Origin of the sequence: Marinomonas pontica, from assembly GCF_026191375.1 — a bacterium.
Lineage (GTDB): Bacteria > Pseudomonadota > Gammaproteobacteria > Pseudomonadales > Marinomonadaceae > Marinomonas > Marinomonas pontica.
In genome coordinates, this window is record NZ_JAODTL010000044.1 from 1 (window position 1) to 12,180 (window position 12,180).

Annotated in this window: 11 protein-coding genes and 1 pseudogene; 2 read left to right on the forward strand and 10 right to left on the reverse strand. The window is 45.6% G+C overall.

Going from position 1 to position 12,180, the window contains the following annotated elements; all coding sequences use genetic code 11:
• Nucleotides 1–141 precede the first annotated feature (141 nt).
• The 4 genes from N5P32_RS11880 to N5P32_RS11895 all read right to left on the reverse strand — a co-directional run bounded on the left by N5P32_RS11880 (nucleotide 142) and on the right by N5P32_RS11895 (nucleotide 4,097).
• Nucleotides 142–939 carry an ABC transporter permease gene (locus N5P32_RS11880; RefSeq protein WP_265729273.1) on the reverse strand — a complete coding sequence of 266 codons (798 nt, stop codon included), beginning with the start codon at nucleotides 937–939 and terminating at the stop codon, nucleotides 142–144.
• Entirely contained in the window at nucleotides 936–1,823 is an 888-nt protein-coding gene (locus N5P32_RS11885) for an ABC transporter permease (protein ID WP_265729274.1), read from the reverse strand. Before N5P32_RS11885 ends, N5P32_RS11880 begins: the two co-directional genes overlap by 4 nt.
• Complete coding sequence (locus N5P32_RS11890) at nucleotides 1,816–2,898, reverse strand: ABC transporter ATP-binding protein (protein WP_265729275.1); 1,083 nt, start codon at nucleotides 2,896–2,898, stop codon at nucleotides 1,816–1,818. The genes N5P32_RS11885 and N5P32_RS11890 overlap by 8 nt, the downstream gene beginning before the upstream one ends.
• Before the next feature lie 89 nt (nucleotides 2,899–2,987).
• On the reverse strand, nucleotides 2,988–4,097 hold the full coding sequence (locus tag N5P32_RS11895) for an extracellular solute-binding protein (protein WP_265729276.1): 1,110 nt from the start codon (nucleotides 4,095–4,097) through the stop codon (nucleotides 2,988–2,990).
• A 321-nt stretch (nucleotides 4,098–4,418) separates the two neighbouring features.
• On the opposite strand from N5P32_RS11895, the gene N5P32_RS11900 reads away from it, so the two are divergent.
• Nucleotides 4,419–6,392 (forward strand): methyl-accepting chemotaxis protein, encoded by a 1,974-nt coding sequence (locus tag N5P32_RS11900; RefSeq protein WP_265729277.1) that lies wholly within the window; start codon nucleotides 4,419–4,421, stop codon nucleotides 6,390–6,392.
• 101 nt (nucleotides 6,393–6,493) lie between these two features.
• Here the strand turns inward: N5P32_RS11900 and serA are convergent, their stop codons facing one another.
• The 3 genes from serA to N5P32_RS11915 form a co-directional block, all read right to left on the reverse strand.
• Nucleotides 6,494–7,723 (reverse strand): phosphoglycerate dehydrogenase, encoded by a 1,230-nt coding sequence (gene serA, locus N5P32_RS11905; protein ID WP_265729278.1) that lies wholly within the window; start codon nucleotides 7,721–7,723, stop codon nucleotides 6,494–6,496.
• Between the two features lie 191 nt (nucleotides 7,724–7,914).
• Entirely contained in the window at nucleotides 7,915–9,015 is a 1,101-nt protein-coding gene (trmA, locus tag N5P32_RS11910) for a tRNA (uridine(54)-C5)-methyltransferase TrmA (RefSeq protein ID WP_265729279.1), read from the reverse strand.
• 112 nt (nucleotides 9,016–9,127) lie between these two features.
• Entirely contained in the window at nucleotides 9,128–9,847 is a 720-nt protein-coding gene (locus tag N5P32_RS11915; RefSeq protein WP_265729280.1) for a hypothetical protein, read from the reverse strand.
• Between the two features lie 75 nt (nucleotides 9,848–9,922).
• Between N5P32_RS11915 and N5P32_RS11920 the strand changes: the two genes are divergently transcribed.
• Nucleotides 9,923–10,102 carry a hypothetical protein gene (locus N5P32_RS11920; protein WP_265729281.1) on the forward strand — a complete coding sequence of 60 codons (180 nt, stop codon included), beginning with the start codon at nucleotides 9,923–9,925 and terminating at the stop codon, nucleotides 10,100–10,102.
• Between the two features lie 20 nt (nucleotides 10,103–10,122).
• On the opposite strand, the gene mtnN is transcribed toward N5P32_RS11920, so the two are convergent.
• From mtnN to N5P32_RS11935, 3 genes and pseudogenes are all read right to left on the reverse strand, one after another.
• The gene (gene mtnN / locus N5P32_RS11925; RefSeq protein WP_265729282.1) at nucleotides 10,123–10,818 is read right to left on the reverse strand and encodes a 5'-methylthioadenosine/S-adenosylhomocysteine nucleosidase; all 696 of its coding nucleotides are present in this window, start codon (nucleotides 10,816–10,818) and stop codon (nucleotides 10,123–10,125) included.
• Nucleotides 10,815–11,825, reverse strand: coding sequence for a hypothetical protein (locus tag N5P32_RS11930; protein WP_265729283.1), 1,011 nt, complete (start codon nucleotides 11,823–11,825; stop codon nucleotides 10,815–10,817). The genes mtnN and N5P32_RS11930 overlap by 4 nt, the downstream gene beginning before the upstream one ends.
• A pseudogene (locus tag N5P32_RS11935) lies at nucleotides 11,731–12,180 on the reverse strand (hypothetical protein); the annotation flags it as partial. The pseudogene N5P32_RS11935 and the gene N5P32_RS11930, both read right to left, overlap by 95 nt.

A 12,180-nucleotide genomic window follows, 5' to 3' on the forward strand; every position in this document is an offset into this window, starting at 1 on the left:
TTTTTAAGGTTTTTTATTATTTTGTCATATTTATTTGTTCCGCCCCCCAAAACTGATCAACAAACCATCAAAAGACACTAAAAAGGCCATTATTTATACAAATAATGGCCTTTTCCATTTCAAATTCATCGGTCGTATCCACTAAGAACTGACAGAAAGTTCTCGTCGTCGCTTCACTTCATAGACAATTGCAAGAATGATAGTGATAGAAATCATCACTAATCCCAGTGCATTTACGGCAGGCGTCAAACCCGTTCTCACTTTAGAAGCGATATAAACCGTTAAAGTTGTGTCGTAACCTTTAACAAATAAGGTTGTGTTGTAGTTTTCAAATGATTGTAGAAAGGCAATGGCTGCAGCGGAGATAATAGCAGGCTTTAAATAAGGCAAGAGAATGCGTCTAAACGCTTGCCATTGAGTGGCCCCCAAACTCAGCGCCGCATTTTCCAGCGTCCGATCAAAGCGCTGCAACCTAGCCAATACCATTAACATGACATAAGCTGCAATAAAGGTCGTTTGGGCAACGACGGTTAAGAAGACACCACCACTCACCGACAACCCCTTCCAAAAGATAAGTGTCGAGATCCCCACAATCACACCCGGTGTTAATAGGGGCGACATCATCAGCGAATAAAGAAAAGTTTTCCCTCTCCCCTGTACTGTCGATAAAAACAAAGCGCAGCAAATACCAATAGGCACCGCAACCACCAACACACCGGCCGCTACCAAGACACTGGTCCATAGTGCCGTCCACATGGCTCCATCTTGAGCCAGTGCTTCAAACCATTTAAGCGTTGCCCCCTTCCAGGGCGAAACCGTAGGGAATCGACTATCATTAAACGTAGCCAGCCCCATAATAATAAGCGGTGTGAATAAGTAGATAAAAAAAACGCCGATATAAAAACGTACAGCGAAGCGCATAATAGTTTCAGACTTCATTTTGCAATGTCCCCCAAACCCACTTTAAAGACACGCATGACCAAAGCGATAAAACCGATACAGATAATAAGCAGTAAGAACGCATAAGCAGCACCTTGGTTCCAATCGCCGCCTTCAAAAAACCAGTTGTAAATGATTTGAGTGAACCAACGACTACCCGGAGAGCCTAGTAATGCTGGAACAGCGTAACTTCCCGCTGCCAACATGAAGGTCATGATACACCCCGTCGCAATACCCGGTTTAGCATGAGGAATCACCACACGCCAGTGAGTACGAATCCAGCCAGCCCCCAAATTACGCGCCGCTTTAATCTGATTGGTATCCAAGCTCTCTATGGCGTTATAAATAGGAAAAATCATAAACAATATGTAGGCGTAAACCATACCGATCAACACCCCACCATCACCTGACAAAAAGCGAACTGGTCGATCGACAACTCCTAAGCCTAACAGCAGCGCGTTCAGCGGTCCTTTATAAGCAAGAATAATGTACCAAGAAAAGGTTCGTAAAATTTCATTAATCCAAAATGGAATAATCAGTAACAATAAACACAACGCCGCCTTTTGAGGCGTCGCAACCTTGGCAAGATAAAACGCAATTGGATAACTCACCATGAGCGTTAAAGACGTCACTAACACGCTAGACCAAATCGTTTTGAAAAAGATGGCTAAATGTATTTTATTACTAAATAAGGTTTCGTAATTTGTCAGGGAGTAAGCGTCTTTTGGCCCACCAATATCGGCAGGCAATAAATTCGGTCGGAACGAGTAATCCACCATTAAGAGCTGAGGCAAAATCACCAAACCAATTAACCAAACAGCGATCATACCAATAATGCCAACCGCCAATCCGCTGCCAAAACGCGACTTTAGCTGACTAAACATGACCCTCTCCCGCAATCACAATGGCATCTTGCTCATGATAAGAAAGACTAACAGGCGCACCTTTCTTTAAAGACTCAGAGAACTGATGCGTGCCTAACTGAATTGACAAAGCCTGATGAGTGGCGGTATTCGCATTCAACGTCAAATACGCGCCTTCGAAATTCACCTCATCAATGGTGGCCTGCAACGAGTACATACCTGATTCAGCTTGTAACCTAAAATGCTCAGGGCGAATAAACAACGTCGCATCCGCCCCCACATTAACGCTACCCTGAGATCGCCCTGCCAATTTACCCAGCGGCCCACAATCCAACACAACAAGATCCGAATTGGACTCAATCACCCCACCTTTAACGCCATTATTTTCACCCACAAATGACGCAACAAAAGACGTTTGGGGGTCACGATACAAGGTGATAGGATCAGCAACCTGCTGAATACGACCCGCTGACATCACCGCAACACGATCCGACATCGTCAATGCCTCACCTTGATCGTGGGTAATATAGATGAAGGTGATGCCCGTTTTTCGCTGAATGGCTTTAAGTTCCGTGCGCATATGCTGACGTAGCTTTAAATCCAATGCCGACAAGGGTTCATCTAATAACAATACTTGAGGCTCAACCGCTAAGGCACGAGCAATGGCGATCCGCTGCTTTTGACCTCCTGATAACTCAGATACTTTTTTGGTGCCACTTCCTTCCAGCGCCACCAATTCAAGTAAGCGGTCAGAAGCTTTTTTGCGCTCACTTTTCGAAACACCGCGAACCTCTAAGCCGAACTCAATGTTCTCGGCCACCGTCATAAGAGGAAACAAGGCGAGGTTTTGAAAAATCATCGACGTTGGACGCTTATTTGCTGGCACACCACGCATGCTCTTACCGCCAATTTTTACATCGCCTTGGGTGGGATCAATAAAACCACTGATCATATTTAAAATAGTGGTTTTGCCACAGCCAGAAGGGCCTAAGAAACTAAAAAATTCGCCGGATTGAATCGTTAAATCGGTTTTTTGAATGGCGGTAAAGTCCCCAAATTGCATGACGGTATTATCTAAATGAACACTACTATCCATATTTCTCTCGCTGGTTGATTTTCTTGACACAATCGTCTCGATACAAAAAAGCCCTTTGCGACGTAAAGTCACAAAGGGCCTTCGAGGTGTTATGCAGACAAATAACGGTCTTGATATTCGTTACGTAATGCGACATACCATGGTTCTTGAATTGGCCACCACCACAAGTTGGCAAGATCCTGTTTGCTGTAAGAATCTTGGAAGAACTGCTTCGTTTCAGCAGGCAATAATGCATCCGCGCCTTTCGCTGTGGAGTTATAGCCTGTTGCTTTCACAAACATAGCGCCTGCTTCTGGCGTGTAATACCAATTAATAAACTCATAAACCGAATCCACATTGTTGGCATTTTTAGGAATAACAAAACCTTCCATCCAAGCCAACGCCCCTTCTTTTGGTGCGCCGTAAGCAATAGGCTCACCTTCTGATTGCAGCTTGAATGCAGTGCTGTCCCAGGTTTGGCCAATCGTTGCACCATTGGTACGAAATGCACCTTGCGCTTCGTTTTCTGTTGACCAGAACTGAGCAATCGACGCTTTATGCTCTGTCGCCACTTTTAGAATGACATCAAAGTTCGCGCGCATGGCTTTTTCGTTTTTATACGAATCCAACAAAGGGAAAGGCAGTTTGCCCGCATTTTCTAACCACAAACCGATACCAACTAACGCAGAATGGCCACGAACCGTTACGCCACCAGAATTCTCTGGTAACCAAAGATCGCCGTAGCTTAGTTCTTTGCTGATTTTTGCATCGTTCTTATTGTAAGCAATCGCCTCTGTTCCCCAATCCGAAGGCGCAAAGTAGCGCTTCCCTTTGACAATACCACCCACATCGGAGCCAGCCAGCGCGCTCTCTAGACAGCCACTCCAATTAATACGTTTCACATCCAGAGGCTGAACAAGATCGTAATCAACATAGCCAGGAACACGGTCAACCGTTGGCATGATAATATCGAAGCCAGTTCCATCGGTTGCGCGTAGCGAATTCATCAATTCATCGTTTGTTCCATACGGCGTAAACGTCGCATTAATTCCGGTTTTCGCCTTAAAGTCCGCTAGCATTTCATCGGTAATGTAGCCAGCCCATGCGTAAATACGCAGTTCTTTATTCGCGGCGATGGCGTTATTAATCGAAAATGGCGTAGCGGCAACAGCACCTGCAATGGAGGCGCCTTTCACGAATTGTCGACGGGAAAGGGTCATTCTAGAGCTCCTTTATTATTGGATTATTAGCTAGTTCATTAGGAAAGACACATCCGTGCCCAAACACTTTTTATTAAACAAACGTTCAATATACTTTCTAATCTAATACAAAATAATGACGAAAAAGTGACCAGGAAAGCTTTTTTCCATTTGGACAGGATTAACACAAGTCATGGCGCAAAAAGCCAACAAAATGTCGCTGCTGGATAAAAAAGCACCACCCCAATCAAGCCGACCAACAGTTCGCTGTCACATTTTTGCAATATAACTGTATTAATGTAGGCGCACGGTCAGATTTTTATAAGTGAAATGGGGAAAGAATTGAAAATATCTCATGTAACACGTACCACTACGGTAAGTTACTTCATTATTGCCGCCATGCTTGTTGCCCTGCTGCTGTGGAGCTTAATGCAATTCCGCAACGCCTTTGAGCAAAGTGACAGCTACACCCAAGTCTGGGAATACTCTGCTATCGATTTGAAACAACAGATCGAAGGGTATTTGTCATCGGGTGAAGCGTCTGCATTGCAAAGTGCGCAGGACTTTATTGAGACCAAAATTCGTCCGGCCCTTAATTCACTGCCTGACACGATAAAAGACCCCATTAACGAACAGCTAATAGAAATAGAAAACAGCCTTCAATCGGATGTTCGTGCCGCAGGAAAACTGTCCGGCAATCCTTTTGCCTTGATCGAAAACAATGAACACCAAACACTGCTGTCTTTGGATACGCTGGCCGACAAAGTCCTCTCTTATCAAGCCAAAAACGGCCTACAAGAAGCTGCCCCTTATCTGGCGAGCCAAGCTCTGTTGTATGCCGACCTTGCACACGTCAGCAGCGCCAAAGACGATTACCTAGCCAATAAAACTCCAGATAATTATCAGCGGCTGGTCGACTCCATTACTTTGTTTCAATCGCATATTGAAGATTTCAGCAAACTGCCGATATTGAGTCTTGGCGAAAACCAAGAAGAATCGGCGGGGGACGACCTATCATCCCTTATGGGCTGGGCAAGTGAGTCAGAAGACGCTCAAGACGAAGTCGATCCATTGGAAGAAACCAAGAGCGAACTTCACACTTGGTCTGGGCGATATTTAAAAGATGTCGACTCAAGTCTGATTAATATCCAACAAGCCATTACCGCACAAAACAAAATACGCGCCTTGATTAGCCAACTGGAGACCATCTTAAAAGCTGGCACAGAAGACATTCAAGAAAGTGCTCAAGACACTCAGAAACAAACACTATTGGCTTTTTCTGTGTTTGTTATTTTGATGATTCTGACCACTATTTCTGTCCATATTTTCCAGAACAAGGTCGTCGTCAAAAGCGCCAGAGACCTCTACAACGCTGTAAAAGAGTTGGTTGAACATCAAAACATCAGCACACTTAAAGTTGGGAAAAACAAAAACGAGTTGTCCGACGTTGCGCATTATTTGAATCGTTATCTCGAACAAATTGCCGTACAGCGCCAACAAAGAGACACAGAGCTCAACAACATTTCATTATCACTAAATGACATGTTGGATTCCTTTGCTCAGGTACATCAAATCAGCATGGCATCAAAGCAAGAACTGGACGACACCCTTAGCATGTCAAACCAAGTCGAAACTCTTGCCAGTAAAGCCGAAGTTCGCGCGCAAGAAGTGGCAAATTACGCCACTGAAACCAATGTCGCCATGACCCACAGTGTCGACCAAGCCGCGTCGTTGGCGATCGCCAATCAGACCACCGTAGAGCGCCTAAACAGCAGCAAAAACGCTCTGGATAATTTAGAGAGCTCGGTGTCGAACGCGTCTTCTATAGTCGGTGGCATCAAAGACATCTCAGAGCAAACAAACTTGCTAGCACTGAACGCTGCGATTGAAGCGGCGCGAGCCGGCGAGCATGGTCGAGGCTTTGCTGTGGTTGCATCAGAAGTACGCACGCTGTCGAGCAGAACCCAGCAGTCACTGGAAGAAATTACCGGCATTTTCTCTCAGCTGACGTCAGCCACCAGCCAACTTAAAAGCAACTTAGACCTGATTGAGTCAGCCTCAGCAGAGCAAATAAGCCTGACTCAAGCGCTCGGTCAATCCGCCCAGGACATTCTCGAGAAGTCTGAACAATCAAGCCATTTGGCTAAAAAAGCAACGGGGTATGCCGCTGAACAAAAGCTTGGCATGAATCGCCTCAATACATCCGTTGTCAAAGTCAGAGAACAAGCCAACGAAACAGAAGAGTTTATGTCTGGTGTAACCGACAATATCAAACAAAAAATCCAAGACATCACAACAACGCTAGGGATCAGCTAGCGCGCAAGATTGACTTGAATGAACAAAACACAGACACAAAAAATCCAGCCGTAGCTGGATTTTTTAGCTCTAACATTGAGCACTAGCAACGAGGGAAAAGCTTAAAACAAAACGCGCGCTTTAACCGTTCCTTCCACTTCTCTCACTTTCTCAAGTGCCAATTCGCCCTCTTCTGCATCCACATCCATTACCATGTAGCCAAGCTTCTCCGTTGTACGAAGGTACTGACCGGTAATGTTGATGTTATTTTCAGAGAAGATCGCATTGATCTTAGAAAGCACACCCGGACGGTTTTCATGAATGTGAAGAATACGGTGGTTATCAGACTGAGCAGGCAACGCCACCTCAGGGAAGTTAACCGCTGCCGTAGTTGTCCCCACGTCAGAGTACTTAATAAGCTTATCTGCCACTTCGATACCAATGTTTTCTTGCGCTTCCATGGTGCTACCACCGATGTGAGGCGTCAAAATAACATTGTCTAAGCCACGCAGCGGCGAGACGAATTCTTCGTCATTGCCTTTTGGCTCCACGGGGAAAACGTCAACCGCGGCTCCGCCTAAGTTACCAGACTTAATCGCTTCCGCCACCGCGTCAAGATCGGCAACAGTGCCGCGTGATGCGTTAATGAAGATAGAACCTTTCTTCATTTGAGACACTTCTTTCGCACTAATCATCATCTTAGTCGAATTGGTTTCAGGCACGTGCAAGCTGATGATGTCGCTGGTTGACAACAGCTCTTTCAGACTCTTAATTTGTCGAGCATTACCCAGTGGCAATTTGGTGACGATGTCATAAAAACACACCTCCATCCCCAAAGATTCTGCCAAAACACTCAATTGAGTGCCGATGCTGCCGTAACCGATAATACCCAAACGCTTACCACGAGTTTCAAACGAACCTACTGCGGACTTAATCCAGCCACCACGATGACAAGCTGCGTTTTTCGCAGGAATGCCGCGCAGTAATAGAATTAATTGGCCCAACACTAACTCAGCAACACTGCGCGTATTCGAGTACGGCGCGTTAAAGACAACAATGCCTTTTTCGCTTGCTGCGTCTAAATCAACTTGGTTTGTTCCAATACAGAAACAGCCAATAGCAACCAGTTTGTTAGCATGCTCTAACACGTTTGCAGTTAACTGTGTACGAGAACGAATACCGATAAAGTGTGCTTCAGAGATTTTTTCAATCAACTCATCTTCCGCAAGTGCCGTTTTATGGTATTCAATGTTGGTGTAGCCTGCGTCATGCAATGCATCTAATGCAGATTGATGAACGCCTTCTAATAACAAGATTTTGATTTTGCCTTTGTCTAGTGAGGTGTTGCTCATGGCTCGTTCGACTTCTCTATTATGGTGGGGGAAAATTCACGTCAATATGTTAACACAGAACATTCTCTGTCGTATTCAAGATACAAGAATGTCTTTCATTATGATAAGAACAAAACTCATACACATTGGACACGTTCCATGCGGACACCGCTCAATAAAAAAAAGAGGCCTAATCGCCTCTTTTTTGATGGTTAACCTTTCTTACGCTCCAAATAAACACCGGTTTCCACATGATGTGTATAAGGAAACTGGTCGAACATGGCATAACGAACCACATCGTGCGTACTGGATAACGCCTCTAAATTTGATTTGAGCGTTTCAGGGTTGCAGGAGATATACAAAATAGAGTCTATTTTGCGAATTAATTCGACCGTGGCGTCATCCAACCCTGCACGAGGGGGATCAACCAACACCACAGAAGGAGACAGCTCACTGACACCGGCTTGCACAAGACTCTTAGGCAGCTCAGCATCGCCATTCAATGCCGCGGACACATCTTCACTGGCCATCTTCACTACTTGCACATTGCTCATACCATTCATCGCAATATTTAGCTGCGCCGAATTCACAGACACTTTGGAGATTTCAGTGGCAACGACTCGCTCAAAATGTCGTGCCAATGGAATAGAAAAATTCCCATTACCACAATACATTTCAAGCAAATCACCCGCAGCGTGCTTGGTGACATCCAACGCCCACTCCAGCATTTTTTCGTTAATACCCGCGTTCGGTTGAGTAAAGCTGTTTTCTACCTGTTGATAATGAAACTTCTGCCCGCCAACGTGCAAGGTTTCCATCACAAAATCGCGCGTCAAGATTTGCTTTTTCTTGCGGCTACGGCCAATAAAGTGACAAGCAGGAAACGCTGTATTTAATTGCTGCGCGGCCGCATTCCATTCATCGTCGATCGGCTTATGATAAAGCAAGCTAATGAGCGCTTCACCCGTGGTTGTCGTTAAAAAATCCACTTGAAAAAGTTTATATCGCAGCACCGGAACATGCCGTACCGCATCCAACAACTGTGGCATTAACTCATTAATAAGGGCGGACGCGGCCAAAAACTGATCCGTTCGAATGGGGGTTCTAGGATCAGCAGAATCAAACATCGCATAGAATAAATCATCGCCTTCATGCCAAATACGGAACTCTGCTCTCATTCGATAATGGGATGGTTCGCTTGCATAGACCTCCATTTCAGGCAATGACAGCGACGCCATTAACGTGGCTAATGCAGACTGCTTTTCTAACAGCTGTTCTTGGTACATTTCAGGTTGGATCTGATCCGGTCTCATGACTCATTCTCTTGGAAGCGGTAGGTACTAATTGTCTTAGAGCGCGGCATTATACGAGTTACCGGAAAGCAAATCTAATCACACGCAAGAAAATTCAATATTTGTGTGGCCGTTAATGTAAGTACTCAGGCCCGAGCAATATCGCGAGCGATAGCGTCAACGAAAAGACGCCATCGTAGTTGTCTTCTGCATTATAGGTCATTTGAGGTTTAACCTGGCCAATCAGCCAATCTTTATAAATGAGCCGTTCATATTGCACATTGTATAAAAAACTGTCCGACGCAATCGCATTTTCTCCAGATTGAAGAAAACTCAGTTGATAGCCCAAGCGATTTTTTTCGTTCAAACGATGCTGTACAGAGAAGTTCTCTCGCACATAAAAAAGCCCTTCTTTATCCAGCCATGTCACGCCAAAATCAGAGCCCATACCCAAGGTCGGACTTACTGCGTAGCCTAAACCTACACCATAACGCGCGCCCACTCCTTTTGAATAATACGCAAACGCTTCTTGTTTTTGCCACCAATTCCAAGCTCCGCTAGTATCGCCTTGCCTTAAACGAAGGCGCAAAAACGGATCCAAAGGGAAGTCCACGCGTACACCCGCATCAATATCCAGACCAATATCTTGTTTAATATAGCGAACCGCAGCGGTAATGCTCGACTTCAATGCCGAATTAACCACGCTGTCTTGCTGAGAAGATTCACCTTGTATGCTCTCAGGAGCCAAAGAATCGGCCTCAGATTCAACCACAAGGCGCAAACGGTCCTGTGTATTCGGCAACTGCAGCTGAACATGAAAGTCAAAAAATCCGGAACGTTCGCTATTGCCCAAGACACTACCAAAACGTATTTCCAAATTACTGTCTGTGGCCTGCTGACTCTGCTTACCTGATAAAAAGAGTCTATATTGCTCGACCAGCTACCGATGGTTTTGGACACCGAGGCATGCGAACTCAGCCACCATGATGCGTCTGATTCTTCTGACGAAACCGAATCAACAGATGACTCTTCATCAACTGTCGAAACGTCTTCTGCATTACAAGCAGCAAAGGGCCAGCACGTCGCCAGACACATCACAACCATGTGACCCTTGCCAAAACCCATACGTTAGAATCCTTTCAACATCTGCTGGATCATCAGAGAAGAGTTCTCTGCTGCCACTTTCAGGTATTCCTCGAAGCTCTTAGGTGATTCTTTCCCTGCAATGTCAGATAAGGATCGAACAACCACAAAAGGCGTTCCAAACTTGAAGCAAACTTGCGCTACCGCTGCCGCTTCCATCTCGACGGCCACAAGATCAGGAAATATCGTGCGCACAGCGTCAACACGAACTGGATCATTCATAAAGCTATCGCCCGTCCCAATCAGACCTACTTTGGCTTGCACTTGTGTTACCGACAACAGCGCATGTTTGGCTTGCTCAACCAGCTGGGGATCCGCAGAAAATGTCGCAGGCATATTTGGCACCTGACCCATGGCATAACCAAACGCGGTGACATCCACATCGTGATGAACCACTTGATCGGATATCACCACATCGCCAACCTGTAAATCAGGGTCAAACCCACCAGCAGAACCAATATTAATCACATACTCGGGGGTAAACTCAGACAACAATAACGTGGTCGACACCGCGGCATTGACTTTGCCGATTCCCGATTTAAGCAACACCACATCTTTGCCTTCGAACTGCCCAACAAAAAAATCACAGCCTGCTATCGACTGCTCACGAACATCGGTCATCCACGCCTTGATCACCGCGACTTCTTCGTCCATCGCACCGATTAGTCCAATTACGCTCATTCATTGCTCCTAGAATTTGTATTTTGTTTCATAACGTCTTGGGTAAAAAAACGTATTTGCTCACTAGAGTTAGGTGAAACCATGTCGAAAAAAACCACATTATCCGGCATTTCTGGCCACCTTTGTACAGAATAAAAAGCCACATTTGGAAACGCAGACTGAGCCGCCTCTATTTCCGCTGCAGGTTGCGCTTCCAACAAGACAACCACCGCCTTCGGCTGATACGACAACACCACATGATGGCTGTGCAAATCCGCTAACCACTGAGTGGCGATATTGTACTGCTCTAATTCCGTATACCAAATGGCTTTTGTTACTCGACTACCGCCCACCATGACCCAACACATGTCTTGCTCATTAGCGTGCACAGTGCAGATTCCTTCCACAGAGCAGGCTTTTAGTAGCACTTGATATAAATTGTAGTCAAAAAAGCCCCCTTGTAATGTGTAGACATGTTCTGCAACGTCGACGGGAAGCGTGCTGTTAAGCCACACTATTGGGAGATGATCTCGCTTGTGTTTCAGTTTTAGACTCAAAGTGATATTGGCTTGGGCCTCAGTCTCTTTGTCACAACCAATTAATACCGCATCAAACTGGCTTAATGCACTGGACTGTGTAAAAAAGCTGTCTACAGACACATACGACTTAACAATCAAACCAAATCGCTCCAGCGCCTCAGAAACAGCATCGGCATTTGGGTAATCATTGGCCACCCAAGCCACCACACGATTTGGGGCCAAAGAAGGCTGAGGGCATCGCTTTCTTGCTCTTGCATCGCCATGTTTAATTGTAGAGCGCCATTTTGAAGCGTTTTTTTGTTGGCCATTGACGTCCGCTAACAATCTTTTGATCATCCAAAAAAACAGCGGCCGCAAAGCCATGTCATTCATGGCGACCATTTCAAGCTCAGTCTTATTGAAGCGGACACTCAAACGACGCTCCGCCATGTCGTTCGACATCACCATCATCAGTAACACACGAATCAATCCACGAAAATGCGCGTCCACCGCAACCACTTTTGCGCCAGTCTCCACCAGAGCAATCGATTTTGGCTCGATTCGCCTCGACCCCCATGGCCAGCATCACTCGCTCACTTTCTTGACAAAATACGGTGCCAAGAGGCATAAGGTCCACATCACTTTCAACCAACGCTATGTCATCTAACACGGACAACAACAACGAAAGCCATCCCTTTAGCGAATCCGAACCAACCGAGTTAGGTAATTTGGCCAGATACGCCAACTCACTTAATACGGCATCCGAATCAACGGTTTTCTGATAAGAAGAAGACAATGGCTGCAACTGATCAAGCTGCCAAGTCAACCGAGTTTCTTGCGTAATATTTTTTCCGACCAGTAAGCA

What these genes read in the sequence shown, in the direction of transcription:
- N5P32_RS11885 (WP_265729274.1), bottom strand. Translation starts at nt 1,823, where the DNA reads ATGTTTAGTCAGCTAAAGTCGCGTTTTGGCAGCGGATTGGCGGTTGGC.
- trmA (WP_265729279.1), bottom strand. Translation starts at nt 9,015, where the DNA reads ATGAGACCGGATCAGATCCAACCTGAAATGTACCAAGAACAGCTGTTA.
- N5P32_RS11890 (WP_265729275.1), bottom strand. Translation starts at nt 2,898, where the DNA reads ATGGATAGTAGTGTTCATTTAGATAATACCGTCATGCAATTTGGGGAC.
- serA (WP_265729278.1), bottom strand. Translation starts at nt 7,723, where the DNA reads ATGAGCAACACCTCACTAGACAAAGGCAAAATCAAAATCTTGTTATTA.
- mtnN (WP_265729282.1), bottom strand. Translation starts at nt 10,818, where the DNA reads ATGAGCGTAATTGGACTAATCGGTGCGATGGACGAAGAAGTCGCGGTG.
- N5P32_RS11895 (WP_265729276.1), bottom strand. Translation starts at nt 4,097, where the DNA reads ATGACCCTTTCCCGTCGACAATTCGTGAAAGGCGCCTCCATTGCAGGT.
- N5P32_RS11880 (WP_265729273.1), bottom strand. Translation starts at nt 939, where the DNA reads ATGAAGTCTGAAACTATTATGCGCTTCGCTGTACGTTTTTATATCGGC.